Below are 22,017 nucleotides of genomic sequence, written 5' to 3' on the forward strand. Positions count from 1 at the left end.
CGATCATTCAGAAACGGACAAAGAGGTCACTGACCGCCCTTTTGGACGTATCCCCTCACGAACTCCTCGGCGTTCTCCTCCAGGACGGAGTCGATCTCGTCCAGGAGGTCGTCGACGTCCTCGGTGATCTCGGCGTGCCGTTCCGCTACCTCGGGACTGGCCTCGACGGTGACGTCCTCGATCTCCTGGTCGCTGCGGCCCTTCCCGCTCTGCGACTGACCACCTGTGTCTCGGGTTGCCATGGATGTCCCCCTTCTCAGCCGTCCCCGAAGTCCTGCAACATCGGGTTGGGAAAAACCTACCTCGCGCCTATGACGAAACGGCCCGCCGGAACGGGTGTTTTATTACCGGCTCGTGATCACCTCGAGCAGATCCTTCGCGCTCTCACACTTGTCGAACAGCGCGCCGACATGCTTCTTGGTGCCGCGTTCCGGCTCCATCATGGGCACCCGGACCAGCGACTCGCGGCCCACGTCGAAGATCACCGAGTCCCAGCTGGCGGCGACCACCTCGGAGGCGTACTGCGCGAGGCAGCGGCCCCGGAAGTAGGCCCGGGTGTCCTCCGGCGGCTCGTACATGGCGCGCTGCGTGGTCTCCGGGTCGAGCAGGGTCTTCATCGACCCGCGCGCCACCAGGCGGTGGTAGAGGCCCTTCTCCGGGCGCACGTCGGAATACTGGAGATCGACGAGCTGCAGCTTGGGCGAGGACCAGCCCAGGCTCTCCCGCTCCCGGTAGCCCTCGAGCAGGCGCAGCTTGGCGACCCAGTCCAGGCTGTCGGAGAGCAGCATCGGGTCACGGCCCAGCTTGTCGAGAGCGTCCTCCCACCGGTCCAGGACGTCGGCGGTCTGCTCGTCGACGTCGGTGCCGTACCGCTCGTCGACGAACTGGCGGGCCCGCTCGAAATAGGCCCACTGCAGGTCCAGGGCGGTGAGCCGGCGACCGTCGCGCAGCCGCATCAGGTGGCTCAGCGTCGGGTCGTGACTGACCGCCTTCAGCTCGCTCACCGGGTCGGCGATGCCGAGTTCGCCGGTGAACACCTTCTCCTCGATCATGTTGAGGATCAGGGCGGTCGTCCCGACCTTGAGGTAGGTGGAGATCTCCGACAGGTTCGCGTCGCCGATGATCACGTGGAGGCGGCGGTACTTGTCGGCGTCGGAGTGCGGCTCGTCACGGGTGTTGATGATCGGCCGTTTGAGGGTCGTCTCCAGGCCCACCTCGACCTCGAAGAAGTCGGCACGGGAGGAGATCTGGAAACCGGCGCCGCTGCCGTCCTGACCGATACCGACGCGACCGGCGCCGCAGAAGATCTGCCGGGTCACGAAGAACGGCGTGAGGTGGGCGACGATGTCGGCGAACGCGGTCTGCCGGCGCATCAGGTAATTCTCGTGCGCCCCGTACGACGCGCCCTTGTTGTCGGTGTTGTTCTTGTAGAGCTGGATCCGGTGGGCGCCCGGGATGGTGGCGGCGCGGCGCGAGGCCTCGGCCATGACGCGCTCGCCGGCCTTGTCCCACTTGACGATGTCGAGCGGGTTGGTCACCTCGGGAGTGCTGTACTCCGGGTGGGCGTGGTCGACGTAGAGACGGGCGCCGTTGGTCAGTATCACGTTGGCCAGGCCGAGGTCCTCGTCGGCGAGTGCCTCGGCCGGGTCGTAGGCGGCGCCGGAGTACGTGAAGCCACGGGCGTCCCGCAGCGGCGACTCCTCCTCGTAGTCCCAGCGGGCGCGGCCTTTGCTGCTGAGCTCGGGGCGGGCGCCATAGGCGTTGACCACCTGCGAGGACGTGACCATCGGATTGGCACCGGGCTGACCGGGAACCGAGATGCCGTACTCGACCTCGGTCCCCATAATCCGTCGAACGCTCATGCGACCACCCTGTCCGCCACGAAGCTGCGCCTGCTCATGCATCGAGCCTAGACGCTCCGCCCGGCCTTTCCGAGACTCCCCGTGCCCGCGTCGGAACCTTCGGTGGTGCCGCGCGGCCGCAGCGGCTCCTCCGGACCGAGAACGGTCATGGCCCGCCGTTGCAGGCTCCGGCCCAGCGTCTGGCCCGGTCGCTCGACGAACCGGTGGACGAACCAGGCGAGCAGCAGCGTCCCGGCGGCGAACCCCGCCGCGAACACGATCCGGTTGGTCAGCGAGCCGTCGGTCTCGACCGGGACGACCCGTTTGAGCAGGCCGACCACTACCACGTGCAGCAGGTAGACGGAGAAACTCACCGCACCGAGCCAGGTGAGCGCGGCCGGCATACGGCGTGCGCGCAGCGCCCAGGCCAGCAGGAAGGTCGCCGTGACGGCGGCGGTGACGGCGCCCCAGCGGACCAGTTCGGCCGTCTGCCCGGTGTGCAGCCAGTTCGTGACCACGCAGCCGAGGAACACCAGCACGAGCGACGCGACCGCGGGCCGGCGCCGGATCTCGTTGTACTCCAGCCGGTAGACGACCGTACCGGCGAACATCACGCCCAGCATCAGCAGCGCCTGCCAGGAGGAGGTCGCCACGACCCACCGGGTGGCGTGACCGTTCACCGCCGGCAGCACCACGAGCCCGATCCCCGCCGCGCCGGCCGCCAGCACGAACGGGCGCCGGCCGCTGATCTGGGAGGCCAGGCACGCCGTCACCACCAGCACCAGCCCGGCGGCGAGCAGGTGCCGCCGGCCGACGGTGCCGCCCAGCAGCGCGTCCGGCAGCATCGGGCCGCCGACGACGGCGGCCAGGGTGAGACCGCCGGCCCACCAGGCACTGAGGCGATGCAGGTTCCAGGCGAAGAGACCCGCGACGATCAGGTAGAAGGCCATCTCGAAGGAGAGCGTCCAGAACGGTGTGATCATCCCGCTCACACCCACAAGGTCCTGGAGCATCGTGATCTGGCCCAGTGCGGCACCGAGGGGGTCCTCCCGTACCCCCGGGTGCGGCTCGGTGACACCGGTCACGACGAGGAGCACGACGAGGGCGATGGTGAACAGGTAGGCCGGGTAGATGCGGAACAGGCGGCCGATCCAGAACCGGCGCAGCGAACCGTGCCGTTCCAGCGACATCGGGATCACGTAGCCGCTGACCAGGAAGAACAGCAGGACACCGTACTTTCCCAGGTCGAAGTGCTGGTAGATCAGCAGATGATTCTCCCGGCCGATCACGTAGGGGCCGAGGTGGAAGAGCGCCACGACGACGGCCGCGAAGCCGCGCATCGCGTCGAGCCAGGCCATACGGGGTACCGCCGGGCGGGTGGTGGCGTGCCCGCCGGGCACATCCAAGATCGTTGTCACGGACGGCGACGTTAACGACGCCGCAGGAACGGCTCCCGTCGCCGGGATCACAAGCTGATCACAGAATGCGGCCGGCCCGGACGGGCACCCGGCCGGTCGTACCCGTGCCCGCCTTCACACCGGCCGTCACCCGCGCCCGGCGGGCGAGTGCCTGCGCGGGCCGTTCCACCCAGCGGTGCCCGGCCCACGCCGCGGCGAGCGACCCGGCGGCGAAGGCCACCAGCGTGAGCAGCGGTTGCTGCGTGTGGTGGCGGATCACCGCGAGAACCGGGATGTGCAGCAGGTAGAGCGAGTAGCTGATCGTGCCGAGCCGGACGAGGACCCCCGGAAGCCGGCGGTGCCGCAGGAGGAACGCGATCGCGAACGTGGCCACGACAGCGACCGCCACCGTCGGGCTCACCTGCACCGCAACCCCCACCGCTACCAGGGTCAGCACCGCCGCGGCGGGAAGCCGGCCGAGGTGTCCCTGCTGGGCCCGGTGGACCACGGTGCCGGCGAACATCACCGCCAGCATCTGCGTGGCCTGCCCGGACGACGCGCTGGTCACCTGATCGGTGGCGTGGCCGTTGAGCAGAGGCAGGGTGACGGCGCCGATGCCGGCCAGGCCGGCGGCGAGGGTCAGGGGCCTCAGGCCGATGCGGTACGCGCCGAGCACGCACCCCAGGAGCACCAGCGCCGCGACCGCGGTGATCCGGCGGTTCGCGGCCGTCGCGCCCAGCAGGTCGTCCGGCAGACCGCACACCGCCACGATCGTGAGCCCGGCCGCCCACCAGGCGCTGTCACGGCCCCGCCACCCGGCGCTGCCATGCTCCCGCCGCCCGGCGCTGTCGTGGTGCCGGCTCCAGACGAAGAGGCCCGCGACCATCAGGTAGAAGACCATCTCGAAGGAGAGCGTCCAGAACGGCCGGAGTACGCCGCGGGTGCCGATCAGGTCCTGGAGCATGGTCACGTGGCCGAGGACGCTGGCCGTGGTCTCCCCGGCCAGTTGGCCGGGCATCCGCATGATCCCGGCCGCCCCGAGTCCGATCGTGACCAGGACGGCGAACAGATAGGCCGGATAGATCCGGAGCAGCCGCCCGGTCCAGAACCGGTGCAGGTCGCCGTGCCGCTCCAGTGACATCGGGATCACATAGCCGCTGACCAGGAAGAACAGCAGCACACCGTACTTGCCGAGGTCGATGATCTCGAAGATCCGCAGGTGCCGTCCGGTGCCGAGCACGAGCGGGCTGACATGGAAGGCGGCCACGACGACCGCGGCCCAGCCACGGAGCGCGTCCAGCCAGGCCAGGCGGGGGGTGATCATACGGGGTTGAACGAGGCCGGGGCCGGAGGGAAACCCCTCCGGCCCCGGTCGTGGTACGTCCTACAGGTACTGACCGGTGTTGGTCGCGGTCTCGATGGACCGGCCTGCCTCGGCACCCTTGCCGCCGGAGACGAGCGTGCGGATGTAGACGATCCGCTCGCCCTTCTTGCCGGAGATCCGGGCCCAGTCGTCCGGGTTCGTGGTGTTCGGCAGGTCCTCGTTCTCCCGGAACTCGTCGACGCAGCTGTCGAGCAGGTGCTGCAGTCGGAGGCCCTTCTTGCCGGAGGTGAGGAACTCCTTGATCGCCATCTTCTTGCCGCGGTCGACGATGTTCTGGATCATCGCGCCGGAGTTGAAGTCCTTGAAGTACAGGACCTCCTTGTCACCGTTGGCGTAGGTGACCTCCAGGAAGCGGTTCTCCTCGGTCTCCGTGTACATCCGCAGGACGACGGCCTCGATCATGGCCGCGACCGTGGCGTCCCGGTTGCCGCCGTGCTCGGTGAGGTCGTCCCCACTGAGCGGCAGTTCCGAGAGGATGTACTTGGCGAAGATGTCCTTCGCCGCCTCCGCGTCCGGGCGCTCGATCTTGATCTTCACGTCGAGTCGTCCGGGGCGCAGGATGGCCGGGTCGATCATGTCTTCCCGGTTGGAGGCGCCGATGACGATCACGTTCTCCAGGCCCTCGACGCCGTCGATCTCGCTGAGGAGCTGGGGAACGATCGTGTTCTCCACGTCACTGGAGACACCCGAGCCACGGGTCCGGAAGATCGAGTCCATCTCGTCGAAGAACACGATCACCGGGGTGCCCTCGCCGGCCTTCTCACGGGCCCGCTGGAAGACCAGGCGGATGTGCCGCTCGGTCTCACCCACATACTTGTTGAGCAGCTCCGGGCCCTTGATGTTGAGGAAGTAGCTGGTGTGCTTCTCCTCACCACGCCGCTCGGCGATCTTCTTGGCCAGCGAGTTGGCCACCGCCTTGGCGATCAGGGTCTTGCCACAGCCGGGCGGGCCGTAGAGCAGGATGCCCTTCGGCGGGCGCAGCTGGTGCTCCCGGAACAGGTCGGCGTGCAGGAACGGCAGCTCGACCGCGTCGCGGATCTGCTCGATCTGCGAGTGCAGGCCACCGATGTCGCTGTAGTCGACGTCGGGGACCTCCTCCAGGACGAGCTCCTCGACCTCACTCTTCGGGATCCGCTCATAGGCGTACGCCGAGCGGGGCTCGATCATGAGCGAGTCGCCGGCGCGCAGCTTGGTCACGTCGAGCGAGTCGGCGAGGAAGACGATGCGCTCCTCGTCGGCGTGCGACATCACCAGTGCCCGGTCGCGGGGGCCACCGGACGGGTTGTCCAGCACCTCCTTGAGCGAGACGACCTCGCCGGTGCGTTCGAACCCGAACGCGTCGACGACGTTGAGCGCGTCGTTCAGCAGGACTTCCTGTCCACGCTGAAGCTCGTCGGCCGCGAGCGACGGTGAGACCGCCACCCGCAGCTTGCGGCCACCGGTGAACACGTCCACCGTGCCGTCCTCGTGTGCTGCCAGGAACACGCCGTAGCCGCTGGGCGGCTGGGCGAGCCGGTCAATCTCTTCCTTGAGAGTGACGATCTGGGCCCGGGCTTCCTTGAGGGTCGCCACGAGCCGCTCGTTGTTCTCGGTCACTCGGGCCAGCTGCGCCTGCGTTGCCGCGAGCCGTTCCTCAAGCTGCCGGACGTGTCGGGGGCTCTCCGTCAACTTCCGCCGGACCAGAGCGAGTTCTTCCTGCAAGAACGCGACCTGACTCGAGAGCTCGTTGACTTCCTTCTCCGCTCGCGCGGCGCGGGAGTCCGCTTCGTCGCTACGTGCCACGTCCCACCTCCCCGGGGGGCTCGAACGTCTTGGGTTAACACTAACCGTTGCGAAGCGGTTTTCGACCCATGCAACACCCTCGTCACCGACTCTTGATCGATTGGTGCGACCGCGGCTGAGCCGGTCGGACATAGTTCGGGTACCGTCGGCCCCGACGGGTTGCGGGAGGTGGATGTGTCGGCTGACACTGATGAGCTGCGGGTCTGGATCGATCAGGATCTCTGTACCGGTGACGGACTCTGTGTTCAGTACGCCCCGGAGGTGTTCGAACTGGACATCGACGGCCTCGCCTATGTGAAAGACCACACCGGTGAGTTGTTGCAGGCCCCCGGCGTGCGCGCCGACGTTCCGCGGCAACTTCTGCTCGAGGTCATCGACTCGGCCAAGGAGTGCCCCGGCGACTGCATCCACGTGGTGCGGGCCGCCGACGGCGTCGCCGTCGCCGGCCCGTTGAGCGAATCCGACTGACCCGGACCCGGTCCGGCCGGGGCCGGTCCGGCTGAGCTCAGAGGGTGGGGCGGCCGACCAGCGAGGCCACCACCCGGGAGAACTCCTCGAGGCGGGCGATCTGCCCGGCGCCGCCGTCGTCGAGCGTCTTGCCGAACCGCAGCGCGTCGTGTCGCAGCGGGGCCCGGCCCTCGTCCTCACCCACCCCGGGCGGCGGCACCGCGTCGTCGACCGAGCTGAGCAGCAGGTAGACGTCGATACTGTCGACCCGGGCCTGCCCGTTCGGCGTACGGGTCAGCCGCCGCCGGCAGCCCACCTCGGTCACCGTCGACAACGGCACCACACGCAGTGACGACGTCATCGCACCGACCGGGCCGTCCCCGGGCGCCACGTCCTCGCCGTGCCACAGGACCAGGCGGCTGCCGTCGCAGACGACGACCTCCTGCCACACCCCGTTCACCTCGTTGACGAAACGCTCCAGCGTGAAACACAACACCTGTGCGCCCCGCAGCACCCCGAAGAGCGCCTCCAGGGCCACCTCCGGGTCACGCAGGTAGGCACGGGCGGCCGAATCCAGGTCCGGATACGGCGACCAGTCCGGGAAGACCGCCGGCATCTCGTTGCTGCCACCGAACGGCGGAGAGCTCATCGCGCCGTCTCCGCTGCACTCCGGCGGCGCGATGAGCTTTCACCTGTGCTGGCAGATTCGCTCGCGAGCTCGCTCACCGCGCCCACTCCTGTCCTCCCGACGGGAAACCATCAGGGAACCTACCGGATTCCAGACACGACGGTCACTCCCCGGCCGCATCCACGGCCTGAGCCGCCAGCGCCGCCTGGGTGGCCTTGCGAATCGCGTACGCCTCGGCGCCCTTGCTCGGTTTGCGCCGCCGCGGCGGAGCGGTGACTCCCGGGGCGAGCTTGCGGGCCGACACCAGGAAGGCGGTGTGCGCGATCATCCGGTGATCCGGCCGGACCGCGAGGCCGTCGGCGTGCCAGTCGCGGACCAGCGACTCCCAGGCCCGCGGCTCGGTCCAGCCGCCCCGCTCCCGCAGCGCCTCGACCAGCTCGGACAGCTGCGGCGTCGTCGCCACGTAACCGATGAAGACGCCACCCGGGATCAGCGCCTTCTCGACCATGTCGAGGGCCTCCCACGGGGTCAGCATGTCCAGGATGATCCGGTCGAAACCGGTGATGTCGTTACCCGCCACGTCACCGTTGTGCAGGTGCCACGCCGGGTGCGGCCCGCCGAAGAACGCCTCCACGTTCTTACGGGCGATCGCCGCGAAGTCGTCGCGCAGCTCGTAGCTGTGCACCTCGCCGGAGCTGCCGACGGCCCGCAGCAGTGAACAGGTCAGCGCGCCCGAGCCGGCGCCCGCCTCGAGGACCTTCGCGCCCGGGAAGACGTCGCCCATCGCGACGATCTGCGCCGCGTCCTTCGGGTAGATCACCTGCGCGCCGCGCGGCATCGACAGCACATAGTCCGACAGCAGGGGGCGCAGCGCCAGGTAGGCGGTACCGCTGGCGGCGGTGATGACGCTGCCGTCCGGCAGGCCGATCAGCTCGTCGTGCGACATGGCGCCGCGGTGCGTGTGGAACGCCTTGCCGGGTTCCAGCACGATCGTGTGCATCCGGCCCTTCGGGTCGGTGAGCTGAACGCGGTCGCCCACCCGGAACGGCCCACGGTGCGCGGGAACGTCGTCGACGGCGGTGGCTGGGGTTGTGGTCACTGCTCTTCTCTCAGGTGGTCGCTAATTCCGGCTCGCGCGCCGGGGTTCCAGCACGGCGGCCACGTCGGCGACCCGCAGGACGCCCACGACATCCTCGCCTGCGGTCACCAGGTACTGCGCGCCAGGGTGTGCCTGCAGCGCGCGAACCACCTGCTCACCGGTCAAGCCGAGCGGCAGCGTGGTCAGCGCGTCACGGGACCGGGCCACGCTCTCCACGCTCACCCAGGGCCGCCGGTCGACCGGAATCCGCTCAGCGGCGACCGGATCGACCAGTGCGGTGAGGCTACCCGCCGAGTCGGAGACCGCCAGCACCACGTCCGGTCGGGGGTCCTCCGCCCGGCGGCGCTGCGCCTCACCCAGCGGCGTCCCGGCGGGCACCGCCAGCACCGGCCGGACCAGCGCGCCCAGATCCACCAGCGGGAACCGCCCGGTCATCCGGCCCAGCCGGATCGACTGCCCGGCACCCTGCCACAGGGTGAGCACCACCAGCAGCACGAACACCAGCCCCAGCGCGGTCAGCAGGTCGAACCGGAACAGCACGACCGCCGCCGCCGCCGTCAGCAGCGCCAGCACCCGGCCCGACCAGCCGGCCGCCACCGTCGCCCGGTTCCGGTCCTTCATCAGCGCCCACAGCAGCGCCCGCAACGCCCGGCCGCCGTCCAGCGGCAGACCCGGCAGCACGTTGAAGAACGCCACCAGCACGTTGCTCAGCGCCAGCTGGAAGGCGATCTGCCCGGCCACCGTGTCACTCGGGAACACCAGCGCCGCCGCCGTCGCCACCGCGCCCAGCAGCAGCGACACCGCCGGGCCGGCCAGCGACACCAGAGCGTCCACCCGCGGGGCCGGTGCGTCGCGGTCCATCTCCGTCCAGCCGCTGAGCAGTTCCAGAGTGATCCGGCGCACGCCGATGCCGAACCGGCGGGCGGTCAGCGCGTGCCCCAGCTCGTGCAACAGCACCGAGCCCAGCAGACACCCCACGAATCCCAGGCCGATGAGGTACGCCCAGGGCTGCTCCAGATCCAGTTCGGTACGTGCGTAGTTGCCATAAACCACCGTGACCAGCACCGCGAGCAGCAGCATCGACCCGTTCGCATGCACCGGGATGCCGGCCACGTGCCCGACCGGCCGCCCCGCGACGGGCGGTGGCCCCGGCTGCGGACCGCCCTGCGGCCCCTGCGCTGCTCGGCTCTGCTCCACGCGATCGATGCTACGGACACGCCCGCGCGGGACCCACCCCGCGTTTTTCGTCGTACCCCTGGCCTAGCCTCTGTGACATGACGGCGCTCTCTCCCATGGCGGCCCAGCCGGTGTCCCCGACCCCGCAGCCGGTCCCCCCGCAGCCGGTCTCCCCGCAGTCCGGCCCCCGGCAGGCGGACTCTCCGCAGGCCGGCGATCCGGCCGTGTCCGCCGGACGGGCCCGGCGACCGGAGACCCCGGCCGGCCCGTCGCTGTCACCCTCCCGGGCGGCCGACTTCAAGACCTGCCCCCTGCTGTTCCGCTTCCGCACCATCGACAAGCTGCCGGAGACGCCGTCCGCCGACCAGATCCGCGGCACCCTGGTCCACGCCGTCCTGGAGCACCTGTTCGACCTGCCCGCCGCCGACCGCACCCCCGAGGCGGCGGCCGCGCTGGTCGCCCCCGAGTGGGAGCGCCTGGTCACGGAGGAGCCCGAGCTGGCCGAGGTGTTCGCCGCCGACCCACCACCCAGGGGCCGCCCGGCCCGTACCAGTTCCGCCCCCGGCGCCGGCTCAGCCCCCGCCGCCGCCGGCCCGACCGCCGCCGCCGCCGGCCCGACCGCCGCCGCCGCCGGCCCGACCGCCGCCGCCGCCGGCCCGACCGCCGGCGCCCGGCCGGACGCCGATCTCGGCGCCGGGTCCGGCCCGGCTGCCGTCGACGGGTTGATGCGGGATCCGGCCGCGGTCGCGGCCGAGATCGACGCCACCGGCCAGACCGCGCTGATCGACCTCCCGGACGGCGCCGCCGAGGCGGCCCGGATCGCCGCCTTCCTGGCCGGCGCCCGCGACCTGCTCGCCGGCTACTTCGCGGTGGAGGACCCACGCCGGCTCCAGCCCGCCGAGCGGGAGACCCTGATCTCCACGACGATCGGCGACGACCTGCTGCTGCGCGGCTACATCGACCGCCTGGACGTCTCACCGGCCGGTGACATGCGCGTGGTCGACTACAAGACCGGCGGCGCCCCCCGCGAGGCCTTCGAGGGCCGGGCGCTGTTCCAGCTGAAGTTCTACGCCCTGGTCCTGTGGCGCGCCCGGGGCGTGGTCCCCCGCGCCCTGCGCCTGCTCTACCTGAAGGATGCCGAGGCCCTCGACTACAGCCCCGAGGCCGGCGAGCTGGAACGCTTCGAACGCACCCTGATCGCCCTGTCCACCGCGATCGAACGCGCCAAACGCGACCGCGACTTCCGCCCCAAGCCCAGCCGCCTGTGCGGATGGTGCAGCCACCAGGCCCTGTGCCCGGAATTCGGCGGCACCCCGCCGCCCTTCCCGGAACTGCCCCTGATCAGCACCGTCAGCCCCGACACCGATCCCGACCGGGTGGGCGCACTCCTCCGGGACGACCCCCTTGGCTGACCTCGGCCGGTTCGCCCCCTTGGCTGACCTCGGCCGGTCTGCCGCCACCCGGCTCACGGCGGCCCCTCCGCCGCCGTCCTGCCAGGCCCACGACCGCCGAGGCCAACCGCCACGCTCACGACCGGCGGGCCCACCGCCACGCCTACGACCGGCAGGTCGTCCCGCGCCGTCCCTCCAGGTCCACGACCGGCAGGCCGTCGCGCACCGTTTCGCCACATCCACGACCGCCGTGCCAGACCGCCGCCATCCCGGCAGGTCCACGGCCCCCGAACCCACCGGCGCCACGCCCACCGCCCCCGAACTAACCGGCGCCACGCCCACCGCCCTCGAACCCACCGGCGCCACGCCCACCGCCCTCGAACCCACCGGCGCCACGCCCACGGCCGCCGGCCCCACCGGCGCCACGCCCACGAGCAGCGGGCCAACCGCCACCGTCGCGGCAGGTTCACGACCGGGAGGCCATCACCCGCCCTCCTACCACGGTCACCAGGTCGTCCGGCGCTTGGCGCCGGACGGCGGCACCCGCTCATCGGGCGCGGCACCTGCCCTCCGGCATCGAGGCACACGGCACCCGGAGGGCCGCCGTGGGGCCGACCGTGCCGGAAGGTGGTCCGGCAACAAGTGGCGCCGACCATGCCGGGCAGCGGTGGTGACGTGAGCGGGCCACTTCGCGTTCTGCTCGCGGATGCCGCGTCGCTGCAACGGGCCGGGCTGCGGACCGTGCTCACCGGCCGCGGAACCGATGCGCCGGACGGCGGTGGCCGACCGGGCGAACGGGAGATCGTCGTCGCCGGGGAGGCCGGTGACGGGGTGGAGGCTCTCGATCTGGCCCGGCGGTTGCAGCCGGACGTACTGATCACCGACGTCGCACTCCCCCGCCTGGACGGCCTCGCCGTGGCCCGGGCGATCACCGAGGCCCGGCTCGCCGTGCGGGTGCTGATCCTGACCGGCCGCGACACCGATGAGGAGGTGGTCGCCGCGATCGGTGCCGGTGCTGCCGGGTACCTCTGCAAGGACGCTCCACAGACGGAACTCGTCGCCGCGGTGCACGCCGTGGCCGCCGGCGGAGCGGTGATCACCCCGCCGGTCCTGGCCCGGATGGTGACCCGGCTGGCCGGAACCCTCCTGGTAGACACCGGCATCGCCGCGGCCGCGAAGCTGTCCCCGCTCACCGGCCGGGAGCGAGAGGTCCTGGTCCACGTGGCCAGGGGCCGGAGCAACAGCGAGATCGCCGCGATCCTCGGTGTCAGTGAGACCACGGTGAAGACCCACGTCGGCCATGTACTCACCAAACTGCGCCTTCGCGACCGGACCCAGGCCGTGGTCCTCGCCTACGAGACAGGCCTCGTCCGCCCCGGCACCTGACACCCGCCGGCACCGCCCGGCACCGCCCCGCGGGTCCGCCGGCGCCATCACCGCACCGGCATCACCCCACCGTCACGACGGCGGCCGGGTGCATGCCATCGCGTCGCGTGTCCGCCCGTCATCACCGCAACGGCGTGTGGCCCGACGCGAGCGGATCGCCGCGGCAGACGTGGCGATCACCTCACCGATCCGACGGGGGATTTCCCGGCCGCCTGCAGACAGCGGACGGATCGTCTCACCGCCGCAACGGCCGGGGTGCCGGGTAACGCGGCGACCTGAGGGGCGCCAAATGGCGCAAAAGTGCCCGAAGTGGCAGCGACGTGCCGATCGCCTGATCCCTGATCGCTCCGAGGCGAGTGGATCGCCTCATCATCCCGAGGGCGGGCGAATTACCTCACCATCCCCACGGCGGGCGGATCGCCCCGACAGCGGCCTGACAGCGGGCGAATCGGGCCCGACAGCGAGCGGGTGAGCGCGCATCGGGCGTCGGGTCAGGCGGCTCGCTGGATGTGGATGTCGCCGGAGGCGGTGCGGACCTTCAGTTCGAGGGTGGCGCCGGTCGACGGGATGTCGTCGCCGGGGGAGGCCAGGTTGTTGACGTTGCGGCCGGAGGAGGTGTTCAGGTCGAGCCAGACGCCGGTGCCGGTGGCGACTCCGACGCGGACGTCGCCGGAGGAGGTGCGGATCCTGGCCCGGCCCTGGCGCAGCCGGCCGACCTCGATCTCGCCGCTGGCGCTGGTGGCTTCGACGGAGGCGCCGGCGGAGGCGAGCCGGATGTCACCACTCGACGTGCCCGCGGTGACGTCACCCGTGACGTCACCGATGGTCAGGTGGCCGGAGCTGGTCTTGAGAGCCACCGCACCGCCCGCCCGGCCCACGGTGAGGTGACCGCTGGCGGTGGTGATGCGGGCTTCCCCGTCGACGTTCTCGACCTCGGAGTCGCCGGAGGACAGCTTGAGGTCGACCTGGGCGTAGCGGCCGGCGGCGCGGATGCCGGCGGCGGCACTGCGGCCGGTCAGGGTGCTTCCCTCCGGGACCCTGATGGTGATGGCGAGGCTGTGGCCGCGCCGCCACAGGGCGCCTCTCCGGTCGGGGACGTGCACCACCAGGGTGTCGCCCTCCAGCGCCACCTTGACCTCGGCTGCCAGGTCACGGGCGGCGCTGCTGTCGCGCAGCGGGGTGACGTCGACCTGGATCGTCTCGTGGGGCCCGGCTTCGACGTCGACCCGGCCACTGAGGGCACGGAGCGAGACGGTGACGGGTTCGGTGCGCGCGTACTCGTACATCTGCGGTGTCTCCTTGATAGACGAGGGGTGCGGGGCCCGGAGACCGGGAGGAGCGCCGGGCCGGGACCGGGAGAAAAGGGACCGCCGCGGCCGTGGCGGGCGGGGAAGGCGGCTCAGGCCTGGAAGAACCCGGTGACCCGGCGACCGCCCGAGCCGCCCGAGCCGCCCGGGGTGCCGGGACTGATGGCGGTGGTGATCGCCCGGACGAGCCAGGCGTTGACGGAGACGCCTTCGGCGGCCGCGGTCTGTTCGACGTGGGCCTTGAGGCTTTCCGGCATGCGAAGGGTGAGCCGGGCCAGGTCGCCGCCGGTTTCGGTGAAGGCGGGCGGCGGCGGGGGCGGCGTTTCGGGGGTGGCACCGGTGACGACGAGGTCGGCCTCGCGGCCGCGCAGCCGGACCTCGACGACGGGGCCGCTGAGCCGGGTGGTGATCTCGGCGGCGGCGTCGGAGAGGGCTTCGAGCAGAGCCAGGCGGGCGGAGGATTCGAGAGCGCCGCCGAGGAGGTCGGCGGCGCGGACGGTGTCCGGGCCGGCGGGCGCGGCGACGGCGGTGAGGTCGGCGCGAAGCCCGTCGAGGTACGGCGTCAGGTCCATGACACCACTATGACGTCATAGTGACGTCAACGCAAGAGGGTGACGCACCCCGCGGGGCTCAGACGAGCAGGGCCGCCAGGAATGCCGGGTCCACGCCGGCGAGCGTCGGCCTCAGGTGCACACCGTCGACCGGGGTCAGCTCCAGCTCGGCCGGCACCGCGAGCACCACCGCACCGGCGGCGGCCGCGCTGGCCACGCCGCTGGGTGAGTCCTCGATCGCCACGCACGCCCCGATCGGGACGCGGAGCAGGGCGGCCGCCGTCCGGTACGGCTCGGGGTCGGGTTTCGGCCGCTGGACCTCGTCGCCGCAGACGACGACGTCGAAGTTCTCCGGGCCGAGGGTGCGGAGGGCGACCTCGACGAGCCGGCGCCCGGTCGACGTCACCAGCGCCGTCGGGATGCCGGCCGCGCGGACCGCGTGCAGCAGCTCCATGGCGCCGGGCCGCCACACCAGGCCGTCGGCGAACAGCTCCTGGACGCGGACGGTGAGCCACTCGACGTCGGGCGCCTCGGGACGGCCGGGCTGCCCCAGGTCGTCGCGGAAGAGCTGCATGCTGCGGGCCATGCTGGTGCCGACCATGGCCAGGCGGGCGGTCTCGGAGAGGGCGCCACCGGCGTGGACGGCGAGCTCACCGAGGGCGATGCCCCAGAGCCGCTCGCTGTCGACCAGTGTCCCGTCCATGTCGAAGAGCACGGCGGCAGGATTCACCGGCCCATTGTGGTTCGCCACCGGGCCGGCGGCCGAGCGGATGTGACGGTGCCCTCAGAGCCCGCACGGCTCCAGCGAGTCCTGGTAGCCGTTGGCGAACGACTGGAACCGCTGCTGGGGCGAGCCGTGCGCGCCGGGCGCGAACCACGGCTGGTCGGGGTCGTCGCCGACCGCCTCGAGACCGTCGGCGAGTTCCTGGGTGTCGTTGTCGTCCATACTCAGATTCTTCTCGCGGACCTGGTCACCGATGTACGCCCCGGCCATGCAGTCGGCCTGGAGCTCCTGCTCGATGGTGAACTCCTTGCGGATGCCGAGCCGGGCCTGGACGGCGTGGGCGTACTCGTGGCCGAGCAGGTAGTACACGAAGGCGTCACCGAGCTGCCGGAACGCGGCGAACGCCCAGTTGACGTCGTAGGCGATGAAGTCCCCGTCGGAGCAGTAGACGGCGTTGTTGCGGGGCAGCGGCTGCCCGCCGCACGACACCTCGCCCTCCTGCTCGTACGCGATGATCTCGGCGACCGGCTGGAAGCCCGCGCCCAGCCGCTGTGACCAGTACTGCTCGGCGACGAGCTGGGCGCCCCGCATGTCGCGGATGAACTCCTCGGGTGTGTCGGTGCCCTCGGGGCCGAGGTCGGCGCTGCCGGTGGCTCTCGGTACGCCGGGCTGCCGGGCACCGGGCGGCGGCTCCTGCACGGGCAGGCAGCCGGCGGTGAGCAGCACGGCGAGAAGGGCCAGGAGCGGTGCGGATCGAACACGCATGCGGTCCTCCAGGACGGGGTTACCACGTTAGACCGGATCCACCAACATCAACGTTGTCAGGGAAGTCCCTGAGAAGTTCCTCAGTGCCCTCCTCAGGGATTTCTCCGCGTCGGCATCACCCGTGGGGCGGACGCCGCGGGCCGCTCCCGCCCCGACACTGAGCCGGACGGATATTCGGACCACAGGGGGAGACACAGTGGCAGCGACGAATGCCGGCGGGCCGGTAGCGGCGCGCGCGGACGGGATCTGGAAGGTCTACGGTTCGGGCGAGGCCCGGGTGGCAGCGCTGCGGGGGGTCAGCGCCGAGTTCGGCCGGGCCCGGTTCACGGCCATCATGGGGCCGTCCGGCAGCGGCAAGTCGACACTGATGCACTGCCTCGCCGGTCTGGACACGGTGGACGAGGGCACCGTGCACATCGGCGGCACGGAGATCAGCACGCTCGGCGACAAGGCGCTGACCCGCCTGCGCCGGGACCGGATCGGCTTCATCTTCCAGCAGTTCAACCTGCTGCCGACGCTCAGCGCCGCGGAGAACATCCGGCTGCCGCTGGACATCGCCGGCCGCAAGGCCGACCCGCAGTGGTGGGACACGGTGATCGGCACGGTCGGCCTCGCCGACCGGCTCAGCCACCGGCCCAGCCAGCTCTCCGGCGGCCAGCAGCAGCGGGTGGCCTGCGCACGGGCCCTGGTGGGCCGCCCCGACGTGATCTTCGCGGACGAGCCGACCGGCAACCTGGACTCGCGGTCCGGTGCCGAGGTGCTGGGATTCCTGCGCTCCAGTGTGCGTGAGCACGGGCAGACGATCGTGATGGTCACCCACGACCCGGTGGCGGCGAGCTACGCCGACCGGGTGGTGTTCCTGGCCGACGGTTCGATCGTCGACGAGCTGGCGAACCCGACGGCCGAGACGGTGCTCGACACCATGAAGCGACTGGACGCCCCGTCCGACTCGGTGATGCTCTGATGCTCCGCGCGACCCTGAAGAGTCTGCTCGCCCGGAAACTGCGGCTGGTCCTGTCGGGCCTCGCGGTGATCCTGGGTGTGATGTTCGTGTCCGGCGCGCTGGTGCTCACCGACACCCTCAACCGGACCTTCGACTCGATCTTCTCCGACGTCTACGCGGCGACCGACGTCTCGGTCACCGCGAAACCCAAGGTCGAGGTCGGCGAGATGGACGGTGAGGAGGTCTCCGCGCCGCTTCCGGCGTCCGTCGTGGAGACGATCACAACCCAGGCGGGGGTACGGTCGGCGACCGGCCGTGTCGATGCCGACGGGGCCCGCGTGATCGGTACCGACGGCAAGGTGCTCACCTCGTTCGGTCCCCCGCGGATCGGCTCGAACTGGACCGGCACCGACGACCTGATGGAGATCCGCTCCGGCCGCGGTCCGGAGTCGGCGGACGAGATCGCCATGAACGCGACCACCGCGACACTGGCCGGCTACGCCGTGGGCGATCGGGTGCCCGTGCTGACCCAGCAGCCGAAACGTGAGTTCACCCTGGTCGGCATCTGGGGCTACACCGGCGGCCGGGACAGCATCAGCGGTGTGCAGGAGGTCGCGTTCACCACGCCGGTGGCGCAGGAGCTGATGCTCGGCGAGAAGGACGTGTTCACGTCGGTGACGGTCGCCGCCGCCGACGGGATCACCCCGGACCAGCTGCGCGACCGGCTGACCCCGGTCCTCGGCGGCGCCTACGAGGTGAAGACCGGCGATCAGCTGTCGGCGGAGAGTTCGGCGGACCTGAAGGAGGGCATGGGCTTCTTCAACCAGATCCTGCTGGGCTTCGCCGGGATCGCGCTGTTCGTCGGCATCTTCCTGATCCTCAACACGTTCTCGATCGTGGTCGCCCAGCGCACCCGTGAGCTGGCGCTGCTGCGTGCGATCGGCGCCTCCCGCCGCCAGGTGATCAACTCGGTGCTGGTGGAGGCCGTGGTGGTCGGCCTGATCGCCTCGGTGCTCGGGCTGCTCGCCGGGGTCGGTGCGGGTGCCGGGCTGGGCGCGCTGTTCAGCAACATGAGCGGCGGGATGGACCTCGCCCCGATCGGGGTGCCGCTGTCCGCGGTGATCAGCTCGTTCACGGTGGGCATCCTGGTCACCGTGGTGGCCGCGGTGATGCCGGCGCTGCGCGCGTCCCGGATCGCCCCGGTCGCCGCGATGCAGGACGTGGCCACTCCGGATCGCCCACTCACCAGGCTCACCGTCGCCGGGACGGTGGTCACCGCGGCCGGCGCGGCGGCACTGGGCAGCGGCCTGTTCGTGGCGACCGGCAACACCGCGCTCTACCTGATCCTCGGCGGGGTGCTCGTCACGTTCATCGGCGTCGCCCTGCTCACCCCGCTGATCAGCCGCCCGGTGGTCGCCCTGCTGGGCCGGCTGTTCTCCTGGTCGGTGCCGGGCCGGCTGGGGCGGCTCAACTCGGGCCGCAACCCGCGCCGTACCGCGATCACCGCGGCCGCGCTGATGGTCGGCATCGCCCTGGTCACCGGCGTGACCGTGGTGATGGACTCGGCGAAGAGCAGCCTCAAGGCCGAGGCGGCCCGCATCCTCAAGGCCCACATCATGATCAGTGGCGATCAGGGTGGGCCGCGTCCGCCGACCTACGATCCGGCGGTCATCGACCGGGCCGCCGCCGTTCCGGGCGTGCGAGCCGCCGCCGGCCTCTACAACGACCTGGTGGCGATCGGTGACGACCGGTCGTACGTGGCCGCCACCGAGGACCTGTCCCGGATGGCCGAGGCGTACGGCACGACGGCTCCGAAGCTCGGCGCCGACCAGGTCGCGGTGAGCGCGCCCGAGGCGCAGGAGCGGGGCTGGCAGACCGGGTCGCGGGTGCCGATCCAGACGGCCCGCGGCGAGGCCCGCACCTACACGGTCGCCCTCATCTTCGCGGAGAACGCGCTGCCCGGCAGCATCATCCTCCCGGCCGAGGCGATCAAGGGCTTCGGGATCACCCAGCCGGTCCTCGGGTTCGTCCGGCTCGACGACGGCGTCCCGGTGTCGGCGGTGCTGCCGCAGGTCAAGGCACTGGTCGCGGACAGTCCCGAGGTCTCGGCGACCGACCAGCAGACGTTCGTCGACAGCCAGGTCGCGGTCTTCGACCAGATCATCACGATGATCCAGATCCTGCTGGGCCTGGCCATCCTGATCGCCGTCCTCGGCGTGATCAACACGCTGGCCCTGTCCGTCCTGGAGCGCACCCGAGAACTCGGTCTGCTCCGCGCCGTCGGCCTGGGCCGTGCCCAGACCATGCGGATGATCACCGTCGAGGCCGTGGTCATCGCGGTCTTCGGCGCCCTGCTGGGCGTGACGGTCGGTGCCGGCATGGGCAGCGCGGTCGCCCGCGCCCTGAAGGACGACGGCATCACCCAGATCGTCCTGCCCTGGGACCGGATGGCCACCTACCTGGCGCTGGCCGCCCTGGTAGGCGTCATCGCGGCGGTCGTGCCGGCCATCCGCGCCGCCCGCCTCAACGTCCTGAACGCCATCGCCCACGACTGACAGCCATAGGGCGGCCGCGTCCCCCTGGGGCCGGCCGCCCGGTCACATCCGGCGACTCCGAGACAGCCGGGTGAAGCCGGCCCGGCCCGGCCCCATCCCGCTGGATCTCACCGCTGGATCTCACCGCTGGCTCGGACGCTGCGAGACAACGGTCCGCGCCGACCGGGAGTGACCTGCGCCGACGGCTCGTCAGGAGAGGATCTTGTCGAGCTTGGTGAAGCTCGATCCCCAGCCCTCGCGAGCGCCGGACTCCATCTCGGTGGGGAACGGGCTCTGGGTCAGGACCAACCGGGTGCGGCCGTCCTCCTCGTCGTGGAATTCGACGGTCATACGCAGCCTGTCGGCGCCGAAGTCGGGGATGTGGCTGACGTCCTCCTCGCCGACCAGCAGTTCGTTCTCGACGACCTCGACGAACGTCGCGTTCACCGGGGAGGACATCGACGGGTCGGCGTCGTTGACCATGGTGAAGACCTGCCGGCCGCCGGGGCGTACGTCGAGGTCGACGGTGTCGCGGGGCACCGACCAGCCGACCGGGCCGAACCAGGCGGCCAGCTGATCGGGGTCGGTGAACGCCCGGTACACCAGGTGGCGCGGGGCGTCGAAGATGCGGGTGATGACGAGGTCGGTCACTTGTCGTCCTCCTGGAGGCGTTTGAGGTGAGCGTCGAGGCGGGTGAAGTTGTCGTCCCAGAAGCGGCGGTAGTGCTCCATCCACGCGGTGGCCTCGCGCAGCGGCGCCGCCTCGAGACGGCTGGACCGCCACTGCGCGGAACGGCTGCGTGAGATCAGACCCGCGTTCTCCAGGACCTTCAGGTGGCGGGAGATCGCCGGGAGGCTGATGTCGAACGGCTCGGCGAGCTCGGTCACGGTGGCCTCGCCCTCGGCGAGACGGGTCAGGATGGCGCGGCGCGTGGGGTCGGCCAGCGCCGCGAAGATCACGCTGAGCCGGTCCGAACTCAGCCGTCCAGAGCTGAGCCGATCCGAATCCAGCCGGTCGGAGCTCGGCCGTTCAGGCACGCACTTAACCTATCGGTTAATTAACGAAGACGTTAAGAACCTAGCCGCGCCCGCGGCGCCTGTCAAACCTTGCTGGGCACGCGGCGGTGCAGCTCCGCGAGCAGGACCTCCGGCCCGGGCGACATCAGACCCACATCGATGATGTACGCGAACTCGCCACCCCGCCGTCGCACACGAGGCGGCCCGCCCTTGCCGGGCAGTTCGGAGGCGTAGTCCTCGGCGATCGGGGTGATCACCAGCTCGGTGAACGGACCGCGGCCGTGCAGCCCCACCGCGGCGATGCCGGACCAGGGCAGGTGGATCCCGCGCCGGCCGGTGGCGGCGAAGTCCAGACCGTGCACCGACGTGTGCAGCCAGCCGAGACGGCGCCAGACGGCGAGCATCAGGGCCGCGGCGACGACGGCCGGGACCACGAGCGTCAACTCGACGAAGACCACGATGTCGCCGGCGTCCGGACGGTAGCCGGCGGCCGCCCGCACGCCCAGCGTGATCAGCAGCATCGGGAGCCAGGCGGCGGCCAGGACCCAGAGCGCGGTCACATAGAACATGCCGCGGGCCTGGAAGAAGCTGACGGTGTCGTCGGTGGGCCCGAGCACCTGATCCACATGATCGGCCATATGACGATTATGCCCGTATAAATGCGACTTTGTGGGTGGTATCAACGAAGAGCCTTATCGATGCCTCAGGTGGCCCGGCGCGGCCGCCGGGTAGGTTCCCGCACCCGCACGTAGGCTGTGTTCCATGACTGAGTTCGACGGCCTTCCGCTGCTCCGCTCCCCCGTGGCCATCGCCGCCTTCGAGGGCTGGAACGATGCTGCGGACGCTTCGACCGCGGCCGTGGAACACCTCGAGCAGGTCTGGGAGTCCCGCGAGGTCACCAGCATCGACCCCGAGGACTTCTACGACTTCCAGGTCAGCCGGCCCACCATCACGATGGCCGAGGGCGAGACGCGGAAGATCGAATGGCCCACCACCCGATTCACCGTGGCCAGCCCGCCCGGCGCCGACCGTGACGTCGTCCTGATCCGCGGCATCGAGCCGAGCATGCGGTGGCGCACCTTCTGCGAGAACGTGCTGGAGATCTGCCACAGCCTGGAGGTCAGCCGGATCGTGCTGCTCGGCGCGCTGCTGGCCGACGTGCCGTACACGCGGCCCCTGCCGATCAGCGGCACCGCCAGCGACCGCGACACCGCGGAGAAGTACAAGGTCGTGCCCACCCGGTATGACGGCCCGACCGGCATCGTCGGGGTCCTCCAGGAGGCCGCCACCCGCGCCGAACTGGACGCGCTGTCGTTCTGGGTGCACGTGCCCCACTACGCCAACAACCCACCCTGCCCCAAGGCGACCCTGTCGCTACTCAGCCGCATCGAGGACGTCCTCGACCTGCCGGTGCCGATGGCCGACCTGGCCGAGCAGGCCGACGAGTGGGAGAAGCGGGTCCGGGCCGCCGCCGAGCAGGACGCGGAGCTCGGAGAGTATGTGCGCGAGCTGGAGGAGCGGGTCGGCGACGCGGGCATCCAGCCCCTCACCGGCGACGAGATCGCCAGCGAGTTCGAGAAGTACCTGCGGCGGCGCGGCGGATCAGCGGGCCCGACAGCCGGCTCCTGGTGAGCGTGTCGCGGCGG

General features: G+C 71.1%; 21 protein-coding genes. 6 read left to right on the top strand and 15 right to left on the bottom strand.

The features are described from left to right. Nucleotides 1–26 precede the first annotated feature (26 nt). From BC793_RS01825 to arc, 5 genes are all read right to left on the bottom strand, one after another. Nucleotides 27–242, bottom strand: coding sequence for a ubiquitin-like protein Pup (locus BC793_RS01825; protein ID WP_109588753.1), 216 nt, complete (start codon nucleotides 240–242; stop codon nucleotides 27–29). 102 nt (nucleotides 243–344) lie between these two features. Continuing rightward, the gene (dop, locus tag BC793_RS01830) at nucleotides 345–1,862 is read right to left on the bottom strand and encodes a depupylase/deamidase Dop (RefSeq protein WP_109588754.1); all 1,518 of its coding nucleotides are present in this window, start codon (nucleotides 1,860–1,862) and stop codon (nucleotides 345–347) included. A gap of 47 nt (nucleotides 1,863–1,909) precedes the next feature. Further along, the gene (locus BC793_RS01835; RefSeq protein WP_146246160.1) at nucleotides 1,910–3,259 is read right to left on the bottom strand and encodes an acyltransferase family protein; all 1,350 of its coding nucleotides are present in this window, start codon (nucleotides 3,257–3,259) and stop codon (nucleotides 1,910–1,912) included. Nucleotides 3,260–3,317: 58 nt separating this feature from the next. Continuing rightward, complete coding sequence (locus tag BC793_RS01840) at nucleotides 3,318–4,562, bottom strand: acyltransferase family protein (protein ID WP_109588756.1); 1,245 nt, start codon at nucleotides 4,560–4,562, stop codon at nucleotides 3,318–3,320. Between the two features lie 60 nt (nucleotides 4,563–4,622). Next, complete coding sequence (gene arc, locus BC793_RS01845; RefSeq protein WP_109588757.1) at nucleotides 4,623–6,404, bottom strand: proteasome ATPase; 1,782 nt, start codon at nucleotides 6,402–6,404, stop codon at nucleotides 4,623–4,625. Nucleotides 6,405–6,578: 174 nt separating this feature from the next. On the opposite strand from arc, the gene BC793_RS01850 reads away from it, so the two are divergent. Continuing rightward, nucleotides 6,579–6,872 carry a ferredoxin gene (locus BC793_RS01850; protein WP_109589089.1) on the top strand — a complete coding sequence of 98 codons (294 nt, stop codon included), beginning with the start codon at nucleotides 6,579–6,581 and terminating at the stop codon, nucleotides 6,870–6,872. A 37-nt stretch (nucleotides 6,873–6,909) separates the two neighbouring features. On the opposite strand, the gene BC793_RS01855 is transcribed toward BC793_RS01850, so the two are convergent. The 3 genes from BC793_RS01855 to BC793_RS01865 form a co-directional block, all read right to left on the bottom strand. Beyond that, complete coding sequence (locus BC793_RS01855; protein ID WP_093611934.1) at nucleotides 6,910–7,500, bottom strand: hypothetical protein; 591 nt, start codon at nucleotides 7,498–7,500, stop codon at nucleotides 6,910–6,912. Between the two features lie 142 nt (nucleotides 7,501–7,642). Then, nucleotides 7,643–8,578, bottom strand: a complete 936-nt coding sequence (locus BC793_RS01860; RefSeq protein WP_109588758.1) for a tRNA (adenine-N1)-methyltransferase — start codon at nucleotides 8,576–8,578, stop codon at nucleotides 7,643–7,645. Between the two features lie 21 nt (nucleotides 8,579–8,599). Further along, nucleotides 8,600–9,658 (bottom strand): site-2 protease family protein, encoded by a 1,059-nt coding sequence (locus tag BC793_RS01865; RefSeq protein WP_239169787.1) that lies wholly within the window; start codon nucleotides 9,656–9,658, stop codon nucleotides 8,600–8,602. 320 nt (nucleotides 9,659–9,978) lie between these two features. On the opposite strand from BC793_RS01865, the gene BC793_RS01870 reads away from it, so the two are divergent. Then, nucleotides 9,979–11,166, top strand: a complete 1,188-nt coding sequence (locus tag BC793_RS01870; protein ID WP_249037371.1) for a RecB family exonuclease — start codon at nucleotides 9,979–9,981, stop codon at nucleotides 11,164–11,166. A 633-nt stretch (nucleotides 11,167–11,799) separates the two neighbouring features. Then, complete coding sequence (locus BC793_RS01875; protein WP_109589090.1) at nucleotides 11,800–12,531, top strand: response regulator transcription factor; 732 nt, start codon at nucleotides 11,800–11,802, stop codon at nucleotides 12,529–12,531. A 491-nt stretch (nucleotides 12,532–13,022) separates the two neighbouring features. Here BC793_RS01875 and BC793_RS01880 read toward each other — a convergent pair whose 3' ends face one another. From BC793_RS01880 to BC793_RS01895, 4 genes are all read right to left on the bottom strand, one after another. Continuing rightward, nucleotides 13,023–13,817, bottom strand: coding sequence for a DUF4097 family beta strand repeat-containing protein (locus BC793_RS01880; protein ID WP_109588761.1), 795 nt, complete (start codon nucleotides 13,815–13,817; stop codon nucleotides 13,023–13,025). 113 nt (nucleotides 13,818–13,930) lie between these two features. Then, nucleotides 13,931–14,410, bottom strand: a complete 480-nt coding sequence (locus BC793_RS01885) for a toxin-antitoxin system HicB family antitoxin (protein WP_109588762.1) — start codon at nucleotides 14,408–14,410, stop codon at nucleotides 13,931–13,933. A gap of 58 nt (nucleotides 14,411–14,468) precedes the next feature. Then, on the bottom strand, nucleotides 14,469–15,104 hold the full coding sequence (locus BC793_RS01890) for an HAD family hydrolase (RefSeq protein ID WP_109588763.1): 636 nt from the start codon (nucleotides 15,102–15,104) through the stop codon (nucleotides 14,469–14,471). A 69-nt stretch (nucleotides 15,105–15,173) separates the two neighbouring features. Beyond that, complete coding sequence (locus BC793_RS01895; protein ID WP_109588764.1) at nucleotides 15,174–15,878, bottom strand: neutral zinc metallopeptidase; 705 nt, start codon at nucleotides 15,876–15,878, stop codon at nucleotides 15,174–15,176. Nucleotides 15,879–16,074: 196 nt separating this feature from the next. On the opposite strand from BC793_RS01895, the gene BC793_RS01900 reads away from it, so the two are divergent. Beyond that, the gene (locus tag BC793_RS01900; RefSeq protein ID WP_109588765.1) at nucleotides 16,075–16,842 is read left to right on the top strand and encodes an ABC transporter ATP-binding protein; all 768 of its coding nucleotides are present in this window, start codon (nucleotides 16,075–16,077) and stop codon (nucleotides 16,840–16,842) included. Continuing rightward, nucleotides 16,842–19,376, top strand: a complete 2,535-nt coding sequence (locus BC793_RS01905; RefSeq protein ID WP_109588766.1) for an ABC transporter permease — start codon at nucleotides 16,842–16,844, stop codon at nucleotides 19,374–19,376. The genes BC793_RS01900 and BC793_RS01905 overlap by 1 nt, the downstream gene beginning before the upstream one ends. A gap of 189 nt (nucleotides 19,377–19,565) precedes the next feature. On the opposite strand, the gene BC793_RS01910 is transcribed toward BC793_RS01905, so the two are convergent. From BC793_RS01910 to BC793_RS49435, 3 genes are all read right to left on the bottom strand, one after another. Beyond that, the gene (locus BC793_RS01910; RefSeq protein WP_109588767.1) at nucleotides 19,566–20,006 is read right to left on the bottom strand and encodes an SRPBCC family protein; all 441 of its coding nucleotides are present in this window, start codon (nucleotides 20,004–20,006) and stop codon (nucleotides 19,566–19,568) included. Next, nucleotides 20,003–20,335: an ArsR/SmtB family transcription factor gene (locus BC793_RS01915; protein ID WP_109589091.1), complete on the bottom strand. Its 333-nt coding sequence runs from the start codon at nucleotides 20,333–20,335 to the stop codon at nucleotides 20,003–20,005. The genes BC793_RS01910 and BC793_RS01915 overlap by 4 nt, the downstream gene beginning before the upstream one ends. Nucleotides 20,336–20,454: 119 nt before the next feature. Continuing rightward, complete coding sequence (locus BC793_RS49435; protein WP_158319179.1) at nucleotides 20,455–21,009, bottom strand: hypothetical protein; 555 nt, start codon at nucleotides 21,007–21,009, stop codon at nucleotides 20,455–20,457. A 124-nt stretch (nucleotides 21,010–21,133) separates the two neighbouring features. Between BC793_RS49435 and BC793_RS01930 the strand changes: the two genes are divergently transcribed. Next, the gene (locus BC793_RS01930; RefSeq protein WP_109588770.1) at nucleotides 21,134–22,003 is read left to right on the top strand and encodes a PAC2 family protein; all 870 of its coding nucleotides are present in this window, start codon (nucleotides 21,134–21,136) and stop codon (nucleotides 22,001–22,003) included. The last annotated feature ends 14 nt before the right edge of the window (nucleotides 22,004–22,017 follow it).

This window comes from Actinoplanes xinjiangensis (assembly GCF_003148685.1).
Classification (GTDB): Bacteria; Actinomycetota; Actinomycetes; order Mycobacteriales; family Micromonosporaceae; genus Actinoplanes; species Actinoplanes xinjiangensis.